The organism is Azospirillum griseum (assembly GCF_003966125.1).
GTDB classification, from domain to species: Bacteria; Pseudomonadota; Alphaproteobacteria; order Azospirillales; family Azospirillaceae; genus Azospirillum; species Azospirillum griseum.
The window spans coordinates 193,760-210,820 of the sequence record NZ_RXMA01000006.1 but is presented as its reverse complement, the minus strand read 5'-3'; the positions used below and the strand labels follow the sequence as shown (position 1 = coordinate 210,820).

Sequence of the window (17,061 nt, the reverse complement as noted above, 5' to 3'; positions counted from 1 at the left end):
GGCGCTGGGTTGGCCGGGCTGTCCGCCGCCCTGCGGCTGGCCGAATCCGGTCGGCCTGTGCGGCTGTACGAGCAAGCTCCGCAGGCGGGCGGGCGGTGCCGCAGCTTTTACGACGCCACGCTCGACCGGACCATCGACAACGGCAGCCATCTGGCGCTGAGCGGAAACCACGCCCTGGTCGATTACGCCCGCCGCATCGGCGCAGGCGCGGCCCTGGTGGAACAGACCCCGGCGGCCTTTCCGTTCCTGGATGTGCGCAATGGCGACGCTTGGACACTCCGGCCCGGCGGGCTGTGGCTGTTCGACCCGCAACGCCGGGTCCCGCACAGCCGCCCTTGGCAATACCTCGCCGCGCTGCGGGCCGTGTTGGCCACGGCGGGGCAGAGCGTGGACGACGCGTTGCCACCCGATGGGGCGCTGCACGAACGGCTGTGGCGGCCGTTGGCGGTGTCGGCGCTGAACGCCCCCACCGCGCGGGCGTCGGCCCGGCTGTTCGGCTCGGTGATGCGCGAGACGCTGTTGCGTGGCGAATCGGCCTGTCGCCCATTGTTGGCCCCGCAGGGGTTGGGGGCCGCCTTTGTCGATCCGGCGCTGCGGCGGTTGGCGGAGTTGGGGGTGGTCTTGCGCTTGGGCGCGCGGGTGGACACCCTGCGGTTCGAGGGGACGCGGGCAATGGGCCTGAGCGTCGATGGGGCGATGATCGATGTTGCAGCGGGGGACTCGGTCATTTTGGCGGCCCCGGCCTGGGTGGCGGAGCGGCTGATCCCGGGCCTCACCGTGCCACCGCCGGGACCGGCCATCGTCAACGCCCATTTCCGTTTGGACCAGCTGGTCCGCCTGCCCGGCGGCCTGCCCTTCCTCGGGCTGGTTGGCGGGACGGCGGAATGGCTGTTCGCGCGCGGGGATGTCGTTGCCGTGACCGTCAGCGCCGCCGACGCCCTGGCGCAGGAGACCGCCGAGAGCATCGCCGCCTCGCTGTGGCGCGACGTGGCCGCCGCCCTGCGCCTGGACGGCCCGAGTCGGCCCTGCCGGGTGGTGAAGGAACGACGGGCCACGCCCGACCAAGCGCCCGACTCGGTTTTGCGCCGCCCACCCGCGCGAACCCGTTGGGACAACCTCTGTCTGGCCGGGGATTGGACCGACACCGGCCTTCCGGCCAGCCTGGAAGCGGCCGTGCGCTCCGGCGACCGGGCGGCCCGCTGCGTCCTTTCGGCCTGTTGATTGCGCTTTCCGACACTCTAGAGCGTTTCCAGACTTCACATTGCCGCGCGGTCGGCCTATTTGGTCGGGTGGAGGTGCCGCGCTCCAACGCACGGCCCGGAAGGATAATGTTCACAGAGAGGGTTTCGACATGGCGTTTGAACTTCCGCCGCTTCCCTACGCGTATGACGCTCTGGCTCCGTACATCTCGGAACAGACCCTGCGCCTGCACCACGGCAAGCATCACCAGACCTACGTCACCAACCTGAACAATCTGACCAAGGACAGCCCCTTGGCCGATGCCAGCCTGGAAGACGTCATCAAGCAGACGGTCGGCGACGCCAGCAAGGTCGGCATTTTCAACAACGCCGCCCAGATCTGGAACCACACCTTCTTCTGGCAGAGCCTGAAGAAGGATGGTGGCGTCATCCCCGCCGCCCTGGAAGCCCGCATCGTCGCCGATTTCGGCAGCGTCGAGAAGTTCAAGGAAGAGCTGACCCAGGCCGCCCTGACCCAGTTCGGTTCGGGCTGGGCGTGGCTGTACGAGGACAACGGCACGCTGAAGATCGGCAAGACCAGCAACGCCGACACGCCGCTGGCCCACGGCAAGAAGCCGCTGTTCACCATCGACGTGTGGGAACACGCCTATTACGTCGATTTCCAGAACCGCCGCGCCGATTTCGTGAAGGCGGTCATCGACCACCTCGCGAACTGGGATTTCGCCGCCGAACAGCTCGGCGTCTGATCTCCTCGGTCGGACCGTTTCGGTCGGACCACTGAATGCGGCAAAGGCGTCCCGGTTGGGACGCCTTTGTCGTTTCTGGGCGATGCGGTCGGGGAAAGACGCGTCAGATCGGCAGCATGGCCACGCCGACGCGGCGCTCCTCCGCCAGCAGAACGTTGTAGGTGCGACACACCGCCCGGCTGTCCATGAACTCCACCACCACGCCCGCCGCCCGCAGCTCCTGCCGCAGGGCCTTGGGCACGAACAGCATGGTCGGGCCGGTTCCCAGCAACAGAAGCTCCACCTTCGGTTCCGCCGCCAGGATGTCGGCGAAATCGGCAATGGTCAGGGCGTTGACGTCCGTCCCCACGTTCCAGGGCAGGGTGCGGTCGGGCAGCACGATCAACGGCCCGGCGCGCCACTGCCCGGAGACGCAGAATTGCCCCTCGCCAAAGCCGTCGATGACCTGACGGTCGGACGGGATCATCGGGGTGATGTCGGCCATGGTCTGGTCCTTGGGGGCGATTCAGGCGGCGGTTGCGGGTGGGAACAACGGATCAGGGCGTGGCGGCCGGGGTGGCCGCCGTGTCCGGCGCGCCACGGCGCAGGCGGTTTTCGCCCAGGAACAGCAGGATCGGCGCGGCGATGAAGATCGACGAGGTGGTGGCGATGAACACGCCCAGCAGCAGCACGATGCCGAAATCCTGCAAGGCTTCGCCGCCGAACAGCGCCAGCGGGATGACCGACAGGAAGGTGCACATCGAGGTGCCGACGGTGCGGTTCAGCGTTTCGTTGATCGACAAATCGATCAGATCGCGCAAGGGCATCTTCTTGTAGACGCGCAGATTCTCGCGCATCCGGTCATAGACGACGACCTTGTCGTTGATCGAGTAGCCCATGATGGTCAGGATCGCCGCCACCGCCACCAGATTGAACTGCAAGCCGGTGATGGCGTAGAAGCCGACGATCTTGGTGATGTCGAGCAGCAGCGTGACGACCGCACCAAGCCCGAACTGCCATTCAAAGCGGAACCAGATGTAGAACAGCATCGCCACCATGGCGAGGCCGAGCGCCAACATGCCGTTGGTGAACAGCTCGCCGCTGACCGACGCGCCGACCGCTTCCACCCGGCGGACCTGGGTGCCGGGGATGGCGGCGGCCAGGGTGGCGCGCACCTTGTCGGCGGCGGCCTGCTGGGCGGCGTCGTCGCCGGGCTGGCGTTCCAGGCGGATCAGCACATCCTGGTTGGAGCCGAACTCCTGCAACGCCACCTGCCCCATGCCCAAGCCGGTGAGCGTGTGGCGGAGCGAGGCGAAATCGGTGGCCTGCGGGGTGCGCGCCTCGATGACGATGCCGCCCCGGAAGTCGATGCCGTAATTCAGCCCCGGGTGGAAGAACAGGATGATCGAGGCGATGGACAGGAACGCCGACATGATGAGGCCGGCGAAGCGGCCGTTCATGAACGGGATCTTGGTGTTGTCAGGAACCAGACGAAGCCGGAACATGGAATGACCTCCTCAAACCGGCAGCGCGGCGGGCCGCGTCTGGCGCAGCCACGTCACCATCATCAACCGAACCAGGACGGTGGCGGTGAACATGGAAATCAGAATGCCGAGCGTGATGGTGACGGCGAACCCCTTGATGGTCCCGGTGCCGAAGATGAACAGCAACGCCATCTTGATCGCCGTCGTCAGGTTGGAGTCGACGATGGTGCTGTAGGCGCGGCTGAACCCGGCCTCCATCGAGGCGTAGACGCCCCGGCCCTTCTTCGTCTCCTCGCGGATGCGCTCGTTGATCAGGATGTTGGCGTCCACCGCCAGACCCAGCGTCAGCAGCACACCGGCGATGCCCGGCAGGGTCAGGGTGGCTTGCAGCATCGACAGGGTGGCCAGCGTCAGCACGATGTTGATGAGCAGCGCGAAGCAGGCGAAGGCCCCGAACAGCCCATAGGACGCGATCATGTAGACGCAGACCAGGGCGAAGCCGACGGCGACCGCCGTCAGACCGGCGCGGATCGAGTCAGCACCCAGATCGGGGCCGACCGTCCGCTCCTCGATCACCTTCAACGGAGCGGGCAAGGCGCCAGCGCGCAGCAGCACCGCCAGATCGTTGGCGGTGGCGGCGGAGAAATTGCCGCTGATCTGGCCACGCCCGCCGGTGATCGGCTCGCGGATGACCGGCGCGCTGATGACCTTGTTGTCCAGCACGATGGCGAAGGGACGGCCGACATTCACCTTGGTGATTTCGGCGAAGCGGTTCGCCCCGGCGCTGTTGAATTCGAAATTCACCACCCACTCGCCGGATTGGGAGTTGGTGGAGGCCGTCGCGTTCTTCAGCGTGGCCCCATCGACCTCGACCTTCTTGCGGATGACGTAGGCGGTCTGCCCACGGCCCCCCTCGGTGGAGGGCAGGATTTCCGATCCAGGAGGGGCGCGGCCGGTGGACGGATCGGCGTTGGTGTCAACCAGGCGGAAGGTCATTTTGGCGGTGGTGCCGAGCAGACGCTTGACCCGGTCGGGGTCCTCCACGCCGGGCAGCTGGACCAGGATGCGGTCGGCCCCCTGGCGCGCGATCGTCGGCTCGTTCACGCCGGTCTCGTCGATGCGGCGGCGGACGATTTCGATGGATTGTTCGATGGCCTGGGTGGCGCGGTCGCGCAGGGCGACTTCGCTGAGCGTCACGGTCAGGGTGTTGCCGTTGGCCGACACGGTGATGTCGGACTGACCGCCGCCCATCGCCACGCCGCCCACCGGGTTGGCCAGACCGCGCAGCGCCTTCACGGCGTCGTCGGTCTGGGCGGTGTCGCGCAACTGGACGGTCAGGCCGCGATCACCGGCGGTGATGGCGGTGTAACCGACGTTGGCGGTGCGCAACTGCTGCCGCGCCCCGTCCACCAGCCCTTCGACCCGGTCACGGATGACCGTGGCCATATCGACTTCGAGCAACAGATGCGATCCGCCGCGCAGGTCGAGACCCAGGGCTACCCGGCTGTTGGCGTACCAGCCGGGCAAACTGGCCAGCGTCTCGCGGCCCAGGAAGTTCGGCAGCATCACAATGAACCCGGCGACGCAGGTCGCCACGATCATATAAATCTTCCAGCGCGAAAAATAGAGCATGCGTCACTCGAATCCGATTTGACGTCCGGCGAGGCCGGATTACTTGCGACCCAGCAGCTTGCCAAGAACACCGCCAGCGGCGGGCGCATCCTCGGTCTTGGCCTCTTCAGGGGCGGCGGTGTCGCCGGGCTTGCCGTTGGCCGGTTCGGTCTTGGCAAGCACGAGGTTGATGGTGGAGCGCAGGCAACGCACGCGGACGTTTTCGGCGATTTCGACGGAGACTTCGTCGTCCGCACCGACCTTCGTCACAACGCCGATGATGCCGCCGCCGGTCACGACGCGGTCGCCGCGACGGATGGCCGACAGCATGGCCTTGTGCTCCTTCATCTTCTTTTGCTGCGGACGGATCAGCAGGAAGTAGAAGACGACGAAGATCAGAATCAGCGGCAGAAACTGCACAATCATGTCACCACCGGCTGCGGGCGCGGCGGTCTGTGCGTAAGCCGTCGAAACGAACATCTGGGAGCTCCTTTTGGGTTGGTCTCGCGCGGGATCGGCGTTCCGCCGGGACGCCCGCGACTATAGCCGCCCATGCTTGGGATGCAACGGTGATGCGCCGTCATCCGGGGTTTGGCGGCGGCTTGTGCGCCCGCACCGCTGTGATACCGTGCGGGCGCGTCGCAAAGATGGCGACGCCGCCGCCCGGTTTCCATGAAAAATTCGCGCAAAGGTGCCTGGAAAACGATGTCCGCCGACGATTTGATCCCGCTTCTGACCCGTATCGCCGACGCGCTCGACCGTCTGGCCCCGCCGCCGCCCGCCCGGCTCGACATCAGCGCCGCCGACGCCTTCGTCTGGCACGCCGATCCCGACCGTCTCGATCCGGTTCCGGCGGTCAACCGGGTGGACATCGCCCTGTTGCAGGGGGTGGAGCGGCAGCGCGACATCCTGCTCGACAACACCCGGCGGTTTGCCGATGGACTGCCCGCCAACAACGCCCTGCTGTGGGGCGCGCGCGGTGCCGGCAAAAGCTCGCTCGTCAAATCGGTGCACGCGGCGGTGTGCCAGGAACGTCCGGGCGGGTTGGCCCTGGTGGAAATCCATCGGGAGGACATCCCCACCCTGCCCCGCCTGCTGGCCCGTCTGAAGGGCGAGGACCGCCGCTTCATCCTGTTCTGCGACGACCTGTCCTTCGATCACGACGACGCGCATTACAAATCGCTGAAGGCGGTGCTTGATGGCGGGATCGAAGGGCGGCCGGACAATGTGGTGTTCTACGCCACCTCCAACCGCCGCCATCTGATGCCGCGCGACATGATCGAGAACGAACGCTCCACCGCCATCAACCCGGCGGAAGCGGTCGAGGAAAAGGTGTCGCTGTCCGACCGTTTCGGTCTGTGGCTGGGCTTCCACAACTGCGACCAGAGCACCTATTTCGCCATGATCGAGGGCTACGCCCGGCATTTCGGCCTGGAGGTGCCCGACGAGCAACTGCACGCCGAGGCGGTCGAATGGTCGGTCACGCGCGGCAGCCGGTCGGGCCGCGTCGCGTGGCAGTTCATCCAGGACCTGGCGGGCCGTCTCGGAAAGCCCCTTCGCTGACCGGCGGCTTGCGGTCCATCTGGCCGCTGGGGTCCACCGCCTGGCTGCCCTTGCGCAGTTCGAAATGGAGCTGCGGGCTGGTCACGGAGCCGGTCTGACCGACCCGCCCGATGGTCTGCCCGCGCTTCACCGTCGCCCCGCGCTCCACCTCGATCCGGTCGAGGTGGGCGTAGGCGGTGATCCAGCCGTCGGCGTGCTTGACGAGCAGCAGATTGCCGAAACCGCGCAGCTCGTTGCCCGCATAGGCGACGATCCCGTTGTCGGCGGCGACCACCGGGGTGCCCTTGGCCGCCGCGATGTTCAGGCCGTCGTTGTGCAGCCCGTCCGGCTTGGGGCCGTAGTTGGAGATCAAGCGCCCCTTGACCGGCCAGAGGAAGCGGGTGCCGCCGCGCGGCGGGGGGGCGGCGTCGGGATTCGCCTCCGCCGTTTTCGTCTCGGATCCCTTGCCGCTGTCCGTTGGTTTCACCGACGGGGTGGGAGCGGCGTTGGTCGGTGGAGCCGTTGCCGGGGTCGGCCCGGCGGGTGTGGGCGCAACCGGGGCCTTGCCAAAATCCGGTTTTGCCCCTGGGATCGGGACACTGGCCACGTCCGCGCTCGCGCTGTCGGCGACGCTGCTGCGACCACTCGGCAGGCTTGGCGGCGTGGGCGCAGCGGGCACGGACGGTGTTGGTACCGCTGCAGCGGCGTCGGCGGACGCGTCCGGCTTGTGAGCGGTCGGACGCAACGTCACCGGGCTTTGTCCCGGCTGAAAGACGGGTTCAGCGTCGACGGCGGGGGTGGAGGCCGGGGTGGTTCCGGGCTTGGTCAAGGGGATTGGCGCGCTTGAAACGGTGACGGTGCTCGCGCCGCCGCTCACCGGTGCCGACGGTTCCGTGGGTGCGGCTGGAGCAGCAAGCGGCGGTGCGGTGGTGGACGATGGGCTTCCTCCCGGCGGGGCCAGTTCCGCCGCCTGGATGGAGGAACGCGCTCCCCGTCCGGCGTTGGCAGCCGGGGCAGCGGCGCTGGTTGGTGCCTCCGACAGGGTGGTCACGGTGGGGGGGGCGGATTCCGGTGCGCTGGCCACAATGGTCGAGGTTGCAGCGCCTGGCCCCGGACCCGGCAGGCGCAGCGTCTGGCCCGGCTGCACCGCGTAGGGAGGTGTCAGATTGTTCAGGCGGGTCAACTCGCTGACATCCACATTGTGCATGCGCGAAATGCCATAGAGCGTATCGCCGCGCTGAACCACGTAACTGCGGGCGGACGGCAGCACCAGCTTTTGCCCGGCTTCCAACTTGTAGGGAGGCGAGAGGCGATTCGCATCAATCAGGTCGCGCAGCGGCACGTTGTACCGGCGGGCGACGATGTAGGCGCTGTCGCCCTTCTGGACAAGGATGGTGTCGGTGACGGCGGCATCCGCCGGAGACAGTCCGCTCTTGTTGATGACCGGGGCAAGGTCCCCCACACGCTCGCACGCCGCCAGACTCAAGACCAGCAGCGATGCAGCGACGAAAGGACGGGTGCGGGCGGGCATCAGGTGGAACGAACCTGTTGCGGCGGGTCCGACAGTGGCGGAGCGATGCAAACGGGTCACAGAACCTCCTGAAGAAAACCGCGTTCAACGCACCGGAGCGAGCAGCGCGGGAGAGCTTTCCCCTCCCCTGCCCGTCGTCTCCGGTGGATCACCCGTGACACCACCAACGGCGGGTTGATCCGTCAAGTCTTTTGCGCTGCGTGCCCACGCCGCCGCGCGCGGTCACACAAAGGCCTGCTTCAGGGTGTGCAATGTTGGCGTGTGGGTCAGATCGAGATCAATCGGCGTGATCGAAATGCCGCCGTGGAACACCGTATGGATGTCGGTGTCTTCGGTCACATCCGCCTCGCCGCGCAAGGTGCCGATCCAGATGTAGGGCTTGCCGCGCGGATCGACCCGTTCGACCAGTTCGTCGCCGATCTTGCGCTTGCCGTGACGGACCACCTTGACGCCCGTCACCGCGTCCGCTGGGCAGGCCGGGAAATTGACGTTCAGCAAAACATTTTTCGGCCACGCAATCGTCAGCGCCTTGCGCACCACGTCCGCGCCATGGGCGATCGCCGCCGACCAATCGATGGGGTGGCCGGGTTCGTAATGCTGGCTCAAGGCGATGGAGGGGACGCCGAGCAGCGTTCCTTCCATCGCGGCGGCGATGGTCCCGGAATAGGTCACATCCTCGCCGATGTTGGACCCCTGGTTGACACCGGACAGGACCAGCGTCGGACGGGCGTCCTTCATCACATGGTTGATCGCCAGCAGCACGCAATCGGTCGGCGTGCCGTCCACGGTGAAGCGCCGCTCGTCCAGCTTGCGCAGGCGCAGGGGGCGGTTGATGGTCAGCGAATGGCTGGCCGCCGACTGCTCCATCTCCGGGGCGACCACCCACACATCCTCGGTCAGGGACCGGGCGATGCCTTCCAGCACCTTCAGCCCCTGGGCGTGGATTCCGTCGTCGTTGGTGACGAGGATGCGGGCGTTCGTCAGGTCGAGCGGTGCGTCGAACATCAGGCGGTGATCCTCTCAAGCCCGCGCATGTACGGGCGCAGGGCCTCCGGCACCAGGATGGAGCCGTCGGGCTGCTGGTAATTTTCCAGAACCGCGATCAGGCAGCGGCCCACGGCCACGCCCGACCCGTTCAGGGTGTGCAGGAATTGCGTTTGCTTCTCGCCCTTGGCGCGGCATCGGGCCTTCATGCGGCGGGCCTGGAAATCGCCGCAGTTCGACACGCTGGAGATCTCGCGATAGGCGTTCTGCCCCGGCAACCACACTTCGATGTCGTAGGTCTTGCGCGAGGAAAAGCCCATGTCGCCGGTGCATAGCACGATGGTGCGGTAGGGCAGCCCCAACCGCTCCAGCACCGTTTCGGCGCAGCGGACCATCCGCTGATGCTCCTCCTCCGACTGGTCGGGGGTGGCGATGCCGACCATCTCGACCTTCCAGAACTGGTGCTGGCGGATCATGCCGCGCGTGTCACGCCCGGCCGACCCGGCTTCGGCGCGGAAGCAGGGGGTCAGCGCGGTGTAGCGCAGCGGCAGCTCTTCGCTGGCGACAATCTGGTCGTTGACCAGATTGGTCAGCGGCACTTCGGAGGTCGGGATCAGGTAGTGATCCGACCCGGTGGTCTTGAACAGATCCTCTTCGAACTTCGGCAACTGGCCGGTGCCGAACAGGGCGTTGTCGCGCACCATCAAGGGCGGGGCGATTTCGGTGTAGCCGTTCTCGCTGGTGTGGATGTCCAGCATGAAATCGGCCAGCGCGCGTTCCAGACGGGCCAAGCCGCCCTTCAGCACGGTGAAGCGCGCGCCCGACATGCGGGCCGCCGCCTCGAAATCCATCAGGCCGAGCGCCTCGCCCAATTCATAATGCTGCTTGGGGTTGGCGATCTCCGGCGGGGTCCCCCAGCGGCGGATCTCGACGTTGGCGCTTTCGTCCGGCCCCTCGGGCACATCGTCGGCGGGAATGTTGGGCAGGCTGGCCAGCAGGGCGTCCAGCTCCGCGCCAAGGCGGCGTTCCTCCTCCTCCACCTGTGGCAGGCGCTCCTTCAGCGCGGCCATTTCGTCCAGAATGGGTTGGGCGTCGCGGCCTTCGCGCTTGGCCACACCGATCTCCTTGGCCGCTTCGTTCCGGCGGGCCTGCATGTCCTGCATCTGGGTCTGCGCGGCGCGGCGGCGGCTGTCCAGCTCGATCACGGACGACGACAGCGCCGCCAATCCCCGGCGGCCAAGGCCACGGTCGAAGGCTTCGGGATTTTCTCGGATGGCGCGAAGGTCGTGCATGGCTCGAACATCGAAAAAGACAGTGGGTGGATGGTTATACGGCGCGCATCGGGGAAGATCCAGCGCCAGGGGCAACAGATCGTCGGGTTGCTTTGGCTCTGCGTGGAGGGCATGGCCGTCCCGCCCATGCGGCTTTGGACAGCGGCGGATCGTCGCGCCACTGTGTCGCTCGTGATGCGGTGCGGCAGCGCCCGGGACACAACCCACGACACCATCACAGCCAGGGGGATGACGGGCGTGCCAGAGGACGACGCTTCAGCCTATTTGCAGGCGGGAACCGCCGCCTATCGGTCGGCCAGCCGCATCCTGTTTGTGGCCGGGTTTTCCACCTTCGCCTCGCTGTACTGCGTGCAACCGCTGATGCCGGACTTCGCGCGGGATTTCGGTGTCACCCCGGCGGAATCCAGCCTGGCCCTGTCGCTCAGCACCGGGTGTCTGGCGGTGGCCCTGCTGGTGGCCGGGGCCTTGTCGGATGGAATCGGGCGCAAGCCGGTGATGGTGGCGGCCCTGCTGGTGTCCGGGCTTTTGGGAATCGTCGGCGCGGTGATGCCCGATTGGCAGGGTCTGCTTGCCCTGCGGGCGCTGGAAGGCATCGCGCTCAGCGGCCTGCCCGCCGTGGCGATGGCCTATGTCTCCGAAGAGGTCGATCCGAAAACCGCCGGTGTTGCGATGGGGCTGTACATCGGCGGGACGGCGATGGGGGGGATGTCGGGCCGCGTCCTGACCGCGCTGATCGCCGATCTGGGCAATTGGCGGATCGCGGTCGGTCTGGTCGGTGTGCTGGGCGTCGCGGCGGCGTTGACGGTGTGGAAGGGGCTGCCGCCGTCGCGCCACTTCGTCCGTCGTCCGTCGGGGTTGTCGGCGCTTGCGGCGTCCTGGCGCGGGCTGTTGGCCGACCGGGCAATCCTGGCGCTGTTCAGCTTGGGGTTCCTGCTGATGGGCGGCTTTGTCACCGCCTTCAACTACATCGCCTTCCGCTTGACCGACCCGCCGTTCGATCTGCGCCCGGCGTTGGTGGGGGCGGTGTCCGTCGTCTATTGCTTCGGCATGGTCAGTTCACCGCTGTTCGGTTGGCTGGCCGGACGATTCGGCAACAGCCGGACCCTGATGGCGGCGATTCTTCTGATGATCGCCGGACTGGGCGCGATGGAGCCGGAATCCCTATGGTTCATCATGGGCGGAATCGGCCTGTTCACCTTCTCCTTTTTCGGCGCTCATTCCATCGTGTCGGCCTGGATCGGCCAGCGGGCGCAGCGCAGCCGGGGGCAGGCCTCCTCCATCTATCTGTTTTGCTATTACATGGGATCGACGGTGGCCGGGACCTCGGGCGGGCTGTTCTGGCACGTGTTTGGTTGGACCGGGGTGGCGCTGTTCATCGCTGGCTTGCTGTCTCTGGCCGCGCTGGCGGGAGCGTTTCTGCTGCGTCTGCGCTGACACGCCCGTCCATTCCCAGCGCCTCGCCTGCGACACCGCTCCCTGTGACGCTGTGACGCGGTGGGCGTTGGATCTTTCTTAAACGATGCCGCGCCAGGATGGCGTCCGGCGCGGTTCCTGCCACAGGGGGGCAGCATGACCCATCTGACCGTGTATCACGAGGATGACCCCGGTCTGCCGGAACTGGCGACCGGCGATCCCGTCGTGCTGGTCGGCCATCTCGCGATGACCGGCATCCTGTTCGAACGCTGGTCGGCCACCCACCCGGTTTCGCAGGACGCGGACAGCGCCGCGATCCTCAGCGCCTATGCACCGGATGTGGAGCGGTTGTGCGCCAACCGTGGCTATCGGTCGGTGGATGTCGCGCGTGTGGTCTCGGGCAGCGACAACATCGGCACCCTGCGGGCCATGTTCCTGGATGAACACACCCACGGGGAGGACGAAGCCCGCTTTTTCGTTGAGGGAAGCGGAGCCTTTTACCTGCATCTCGATCAACGCGTGTTCCGCATCGTCTGTGAAGCCGGCGATCTTCTGAGCATCCCCGGCGGAACCCGTCACTGGTTTGACATGGGGCCGACCCCCCATTTCACCGCGATCCGCTTCTTCACCCACCCGGACGGATGGCGGGCGGTTCCGACCGGCAGCGGCATCGCCGCCCGCTTTCCCGGTTATGACGGGTCCATCGACCGGACGCGTTGACAGGTTGGTGGCGCTGTTCAGACACGATTTGCACAAAAAATTCACTTGAATTGCGGTGCAAAACCGGTATTCCAAGCGTTGAACGACGCACCCGCACGTGCCTGTGGCCCTTTGTGGTTACGCTACGACGCACCGCGTCCTTTTTGGAAGAACCGGCCAAACCCGTGGGCCGGTCCCGAGAGGGAGGTTAGAATGCGCCATGCCCACGTTGGGGCCTTGAAACGGTAACGCATCAGCCGGACCTTGACGCGCCTGAGCCTGGAGCTGCTTTGCCCAGGGCCGCGCGTCGTCCGGCTGTTCCCGTTGTTCCCCGTCCCGCCCGCAAAACCGCTGCTCCATCGCCTTGAGTCCCGTTCCATACGGAACCGGGGCATCCTGGGTTGGGCGTGCGCGGTGCTCTCAAAGCGCTACGCGCAAGCGAAGCGTGGGAAACGGTGGAAAAAATCGAAGAAATTCCGTAACATTCATCGGATTGACAACCGATCCTTCGATTGTGATCGAAGAGGGAGGCGGTGTCGGTCTGTGTCGTTGGTTAAACTACCTCGGGGGAGACAAGCAATCATGGCCCTGGACACGAAGCTCTGCACGTTCACAGGCCGGATGGTCATCGTTGGTTTTGGATCGATTGGCCAAGGTGTTCTGCCGCTGCTTCTGCGTCACCTTGATGGTTTGACGTCGGACCGAATCACCATCGTGACCGCCGAAGAGCGTGGGCGCGAGGAGGCGGAGGACTACGGGGTCGCGTTCCACAACAACCCGTTGAACAACGACAATTTTTTCCAGATTCTGAAACCCCTGCTCGACAAAGGGGATTTTCTGGTCAACCTGTCGGTCGATGTCTCGTCGATCGCGCTGGTGGAGTTCTGCCAGCGCGTCGGTGCGCACTACATCGACACCTGCATCGAACCCTGGGCCGGTGGCTACACCGACCCCGATCTGACGCCCTCGCTGCGTTCCAACTACGCGCTGCGCGAAGCCGCCTTGTCCCGGCGCGCGGAGTTCGCCGGTGGCCCGACGGCGCTGCTGACCCACGGGGCGAATCCCGGTCTGGTGTCGCACTTCGTCAAACAGGCCCTGCTGAACATCGCCGCCGACACCGGGTTGACGGTGGAGGTGCCGACCACCCGCGACGGCTGGGGGGCGCTGGCCGCCACGCTGGGGGTCAAGACGATCCACATCGCCGAACGCGACACACAGGTGTCGAACCAGCCCAAGCAGGTCGGGGAGTTCGTCAACACCTGGTCGATTGATGGTTTTGTCGGCGAAGGCTGCCAGCCCGCCGAACTGGGATGGGGCACGCACGAAAAGCATTTCCCCGCCGATGGCCGCCGCCATGAATTCGGCTGCGACGCCGCCATCTACCTGATGCGTCCCGGCGCGTCGACCAAGGTGCGGACCTGGACGCCGCTGGAAGGCCCCTTCCACGGCTTCCTCATCACCCACAGCGAAGCGATCTCCATCGCCGATTACTTCACCGTCCGCGACGGCGACGCCGTGCGGTACCGTCCGACCGTCCATTACGCCTATCACCCCTGCGACGACGCCGTGACCTCCGTTCACGAGCTGGCGGGCAAGAATTGGGCGAGTCAGGCGACCCAACGCCTGATGATGCATGAAATCGTCGGCGGCATGGACGAGCTGGGCGTGCTGCTGATGGGGCACGAAAAGGGAGCCTATTGGTACGGCTCGCGCCTGACCATTGAAGAGGCGCGTGCGTTGGCCCCCTACAACAACGCCACCTCGCTGCAGGTGACGTCCACCGTGCTGGGCGGCATCATCTGGGCGCTGGAAAACCCGAATCGGGGCATCGTCGAACCCGACGAGGTCGATTTCCGCCGCGTGCTGGAGATCGCCGCCCCCTATCTGGGCGAGGTGGTCGGGGCCTATGGCGACTGGACGCCGCTTCAGGATCGCGGCCTGCTGTTCCCGGAGGACATCGACGAGAGCGATCCCTGGCAGTTCAAGAACTTCCGGGTCGTTTGACCCGGTTCCATGACCGGATTGAGGGGCGGTGCGGATCATCCCCGCACCGCCCCTTTTCGTTTGGCGTGTGATGGCGAACACGGTCTGTGTTTTCCCCGCATCATGCCGTTGCGAAACCGTTGACTTGGCCGGGCGCTTCCCCCAATCGTTCCTACCATGGTCACGCATGTCCCCCGGCGCGCCCGCGCCACCCCTCCCCGACGCCCCAGCGTCACCGGCAAAGCCGCTTTGTCGCCGATCCTTCGCTCCGGCATCCTCGGGCTGATGGTGGCGTGCGGCGTGGTGTCGGCCGATCTGGCGGGAGCGCAATCGCCCGCGCGGGAGCCGCAGCAACCGACCCTGTTGACCGCCGATCAGGTGACGTTCGACGAGACCAACAACACGGTCACGGCGACTGGCAACGTCGAATTGGCGCAGGGCAAGCGGACGGTTCGGGCCGACAAGATCACCTACAATCAAAAGACCAAGGTGGTCACGGCAACCGGGGCGATCCGGCTTGTGGAACCGACGGGCGAAATCACCTTCGCCGACTACGCTGAGCTGACGGACGATCTGAAGGATGTGTTTGTCGAGAACGTTCGCGTTCTGATGACCGACAACGGTCGCATGGCCGGAAACGAAGGGCAACGGCGCGACGGGCGGATCACCAAGGTCAGCCGTGGCGTCTACAGCCCTTGCGACCTGTGCAAGACCGATCCGAACAAGGCACCCTTGTGGCAGATCCGTGCCGTCCGCGTCGTTCATGACAACGAGGAGCATGAGGTCCGTTACCAGGACGCGACCATGGAGCTTTTCGGCGTTCCATTCTTCTACACCCCCTATCTGTCGCACGCGGATCCGTCGGTGGATCGCAAGAGCGGTTTTCTCACGCCGTCCTTTGGCAACAGCTCGGACCTTGGGGCCATTCTCAAGACGCGCTACTACTGGGACATCGGGAACAACCAGGACGCCACGATCGAGGTCAGCGGCTTCTCCAAACAGGGGTTGCTGTTGGGCGGCAATTACCGCAAGCGCTTCGAAAAAGGGCGTTTGGAACTGGACGGCGCGATCACCCAGGGCGAGATCCCCAACGGATCGGCCACCGGGGCACCCAAGGACAAGCGCATCCGTGGCTACGCCGCCGCCAAGGGGCTTTTCGAGATCGATGAGGTGTGGCGCGTCGGCTTCGATGTGAAGAAGGCCAGTGACCAGACCTTTTTGCGCCGTTACTACGACGTGCGCGATGATTACCTCACCAGCAAGGTGTTCCTGGAAGGTTTCCGTGGGCGCAACTACGCGTCCATCGCGGCTTACGGCTTCCAGGATCTGCGGTACGGCAACACCACACCGGAACCCATCGCGCTTCCGACCGCCCGTTACAACGCGTTGGGCGAGCCGGGAAGCTTGTTTGGCGGGCGTTGGTCGTTGGACACCAGCTTGCTGGCGGTCACGCGCCCGAACAACGCAGGCCCGAATTCGCGCAGGGTGATGGTTCAACCGGGCTGGCAACGCGACATCGTTTCGAACGTCGGCTTCATCACCACCTTGTCAGGCAGCGTGCTGGCCGCCGGCTATTCCGCGGATCGCTTCAACACGACCGATCCGACGACGCGCGGCACAAACGACATCAACCGCTTCCGCTTCTTCCCGCAAGGCCAGCTGACGGTCCGTTATCCGTTTGTGCGTTACGGCCAATCGTCCCAGCAGGTGGTGGAACCCATCGTCCAGGCGACGGTTGCGCCCAAGCTGCCCAACGGAAAAATCTTTCCGAACGAAGACAGCCTGGATGTCGAGTTCGACGAGGTCAACCTGCTGACGCCGAATCGGTTCACCGGGATCGACCGGTTGGACGACGGCATGCGGATCACCTACGGCCTGCGCACCGCGTATTATGGCTACCAGCAAGGATCGGCCAGTCTGTTCCTGGGGCAAAGCCGCCGTCTGAACAACAGCACCGGCTTCAGCGTCGGATCCGGTCTGGAAGATCGCGTCTCCGATTATGTCGGCCGTTTGGATCTTCAACCCGCTGATTGGCTGGACGTGAATTATGGTTTCCGCATCGATCACGACACCTTGAAGCCTCGCCGTCATTCGCTGAACGCGTCTGCCGGTGTTCCGCTGTTGCGGGTGGCGACCGCCTACACCTTTGTTGACCAAACACAGTCGCGGACCGCGACGACGCGGAATCGGGTGGAACAAGCCACTTTCAGCCTGACCTCGAACTTCGATCCGAATTGGAGTGTCTCGCTGTCGCATTCGCAAGCGATGGAACCGCAGCCCGGCCCGCGCGCGTCGCTTGGCACGCTGACCTACGCCGACGAATGCCTGATTTTCCAAACCATCCTGCGCCGCGATTACACCGTGAGCACCGGCGGGGTGAAGGACGGCAACACCCTGTTCTTCCGCTTCGTCTTCAAGAATGTCGGGGAGTTCAAGACGCCGGGCATCAGCCTTGGCGGAACTTCGTCAACGACCAGCCAATGAACGCACGGGCATGATCCAAGCCAAACGGCCAACCGCATGGTTGGCCGTTTTTTGTTTCAGGAAGCAGGCCGGTGGAAGCGCGTCCTATTCCGAGCAATGAAAAACATTGCCCCT

At 65.6% G+C, this 17,061-nt stretch carries 14 protein-coding genes; 7 read left to right on the top strand and 7 right to left on the bottom strand.

Features of this window, described 5'->3' with window-relative positions; all coding sequences use genetic code 11:
* Positions 1 to 9: 9 nt before the first annotated feature.
* Both hpnE and EJ903_RS09155 read left to right on the top strand, forming a co-directional pair.
* Positions 10 to 1,221: a hydroxysqualene dehydroxylase HpnE gene (gene hpnE, locus EJ903_RS09160; protein ID WP_246015377.1), complete on the top strand. Its 1,212-nt coding sequence runs from the start codon at positions 10 to 12 to the stop codon at positions 1,219 to 1,221.
* A 130-nt stretch (positions 1,222 to 1,351) separates the two neighbouring features.
* Positions 1,352 to 1,945 carry a superoxide dismutase gene (locus EJ903_RS09155; protein ID WP_126614342.1) on the top strand — a complete coding sequence of 198 codons (594 nt, stop codon included), beginning with the start codon at positions 1,352 to 1,354 and terminating at the stop codon, positions 1,943 to 1,945.
* A gap of 103 nt (positions 1,946 to 2,048) precedes the next feature.
* Here EJ903_RS09155 and EJ903_RS09150 read toward each other — a convergent pair whose 3' ends face one another.
* From EJ903_RS09150 to yajC, 4 genes are read right to left on the bottom strand one after another with little or no spacing between them, the layout of a single operon-like run.
* Positions 2,049 to 2,429, bottom strand: a complete 381-nt coding sequence (locus tag EJ903_RS09150; protein WP_126614340.1) for an Mth938-like domain-containing protein — start codon at positions 2,427 to 2,429, stop codon at positions 2,049 to 2,051.
* A 52-nt stretch (positions 2,430 to 2,481) separates the two neighbouring features.
* Positions 2,482 to 3,429: a protein translocase subunit SecF gene (gene secF / locus EJ903_RS09145; protein ID WP_126614338.1), complete on the bottom strand. Its 948-nt coding sequence runs from the start codon at positions 3,427 to 3,429 to the stop codon at positions 2,482 to 2,484.
* 12 nt (positions 3,430 to 3,441) lie between these two features.
* Positions 3,442 to 5,040 carry a protein translocase subunit SecD gene (gene secD, locus EJ903_RS09140; RefSeq protein WP_126614336.1) on the bottom strand — a complete coding sequence of 533 codons (1,599 nt, stop codon included), beginning with the start codon at positions 5,038 to 5,040 and terminating at the stop codon, positions 3,442 to 3,444.
* A gap of 39 nt (positions 5,041 to 5,079) precedes the next feature.
* Positions 5,080 to 5,499 carry a preprotein translocase subunit YajC gene (gene yajC / locus EJ903_RS09135; RefSeq protein WP_126614334.1) on the bottom strand — a complete coding sequence of 140 codons (420 nt, stop codon included), beginning with the start codon at positions 5,497 to 5,499 and terminating at the stop codon, positions 5,080 to 5,082.
* 225 nt (positions 5,500 to 5,724) lie between these two features.
* Between yajC and EJ903_RS09130 the strand changes: the two genes are divergently transcribed.
* On the top strand, positions 5,725 to 6,582 hold the full coding sequence (locus EJ903_RS09130) for an ATP-binding protein (RefSeq protein ID WP_126614332.1): 858 nt from the start codon (positions 5,725 to 5,727) through the stop codon (positions 6,580 to 6,582).
* On the opposite strand, the gene EJ903_RS09125 is transcribed toward EJ903_RS09130, so the two are convergent.
* From EJ903_RS09125 to serS, 3 genes are all read right to left on the bottom strand, one after another.
* Positions 6,539 to 8,092, bottom strand: a complete 1,554-nt coding sequence (locus EJ903_RS09125) for a peptidoglycan DD-metalloendopeptidase family protein (RefSeq protein WP_126614330.1) — start codon at positions 8,090 to 8,092, stop codon at positions 6,539 to 6,541. The two genes, EJ903_RS09130 and EJ903_RS09125, sit on opposite strands and share 44 nt — an antisense overlap.
* A gap of 222 nt (positions 8,093 to 8,314) precedes the next feature.
* A complete protein-coding gene (surE, locus tag EJ903_RS09120; RefSeq protein WP_126614328.1) occupies positions 8,315 to 9,097 on the bottom strand; it encodes a 5'/3'-nucleotidase SurE in 783 nt (260 codons plus the stop codon).
* Positions 9,097 to 10,368: a serine--tRNA ligase gene (serS, locus tag EJ903_RS09115; RefSeq protein ID WP_126614326.1), complete on the bottom strand. Its 1,272-nt coding sequence runs from the start codon at positions 10,366 to 10,368 to the stop codon at positions 9,097 to 9,099. Before serS ends, surE begins: the two co-directional genes overlap by 1 nt.
* A gap of 228 nt (positions 10,369 to 10,596) precedes the next feature.
* Between serS and EJ903_RS09110 the strand changes: the two genes are divergently transcribed.
* The 4 genes from EJ903_RS09110 to EJ903_RS09095 all read left to right on the top strand — a co-directional run bounded on the left by EJ903_RS09110 (position 10,597) and on the right by EJ903_RS09095 (position 16,947).
* On the top strand, positions 10,597 to 11,802 hold the full coding sequence (locus tag EJ903_RS09110; protein WP_126614324.1) for an MFS transporter: 1,206 nt from the start codon (positions 10,597 to 10,599) through the stop codon (positions 11,800 to 11,802).
* A gap of 135 nt (positions 11,803 to 11,937) precedes the next feature.
* The gene (locus EJ903_RS09105) at positions 11,938 to 12,501 is read left to right on the top strand and encodes a 1,2-dihydroxy-3-keto-5-methylthiopentene dioxygenase (RefSeq protein ID WP_126614322.1); all 564 of its coding nucleotides are present in this window, start codon (positions 11,938 to 11,940) and stop codon (positions 12,499 to 12,501) included.
* Between the two features lie 561 nt (positions 12,502 to 13,062).
* Complete coding sequence (locus EJ903_RS09100; RefSeq protein WP_126614320.1) at positions 13,063 to 14,484, top strand: homospermidine synthase; 1,422 nt, start codon at positions 13,063 to 13,065, stop codon at positions 14,482 to 14,484.
* Between the two features lie 156 nt (positions 14,485 to 14,640).
* On the top strand, positions 14,641 to 16,947 hold the full coding sequence (locus EJ903_RS09095; RefSeq protein ID WP_126614318.1) for an LPS-assembly protein LptD: 2,307 nt from the start codon (positions 14,641 to 14,643) through the stop codon (positions 16,945 to 16,947).
* The last annotated feature ends 114 nt before the right edge of the window (positions 16,948 to 17,061 follow it).

Bases quoted from the DNA above. Each gene is read 5' to 3' on its own strand.
- EJ903_RS09155 (WP_126614342.1), top strand. From the start codon at position 1,352: ATGGCGTTTGAACTTCCGCCGCTTCCCTACGCGTATGACGCTCTGGCT.
- EJ903_RS09150 (WP_126614340.1), bottom strand. From the start codon at position 2,429: ATGGCCGACATCACCCCGATGATCCCGTCCGACCGTCAGGTCATCGAC.
- secF (WP_126614338.1), bottom strand. From the start codon at position 3,429: ATGTTCCGGCTTCGTCTGGTTCCTGACAACACCAAGATCCCGTTCATG.
- secD (WP_126614336.1), bottom strand. From the start codon at position 5,040: ATGCTCTATTTTTCGCGCTGGAAGATTTATATGATCGTGGCGACCTGC.
- yajC (WP_126614334.1), bottom strand. From the start codon at position 5,499: ATGTTCGTTTCGACGGCTTACGCACAGACCGCCGCGCCCGCAGCCGGT.
- EJ903_RS09130 (WP_126614332.1), top strand. From the start codon at position 5,725: ATGTCCGCCGACGATTTGATCCCGCTTCTGACCCGTATCGCCGACGCG.
- EJ903_RS09125 (WP_126614330.1), bottom strand. From the start codon at position 8,092: ATGCCCGCCCGCACCCGTCCTTTCGTCGCTGCATCGCTGCTGGTCTTG.
- surE (WP_126614328.1), bottom strand. From the start codon at position 9,097: ATGTTCGACGCACCGCTCGACCTGACGAACGCCCGCATCCTCGTCACC.
- serS (WP_126614326.1), bottom strand. From the start codon at position 10,368: ATGCACGACCTTCGCGCCATCCGAGAAAATCCCGAAGCCTTCGACCGT.
- EJ903_RS09110 (WP_126614324.1), top strand. From the start codon at position 10,597: ATGACGGGCGTGCCAGAGGACGACGCTTCAGCCTATTTGCAGGCGGGA.
- EJ903_RS09105 (WP_126614322.1), top strand. From the start codon at position 11,938: ATGACCCATCTGACCGTGTATCACGAGGATGACCCCGGTCTGCCGGAA.
- EJ903_RS09100 (WP_126614320.1), top strand. From the start codon at position 13,063: ATGGCCCTGGACACGAAGCTCTGCACGTTCACAGGCCGGATGGTCATC.
- EJ903_RS09095 (WP_126614318.1), top strand. From the start codon at position 14,641: ATGGTCACGCATGTCCCCCGGCGCGCCCGCGCCACCCCTCCCCGACGC.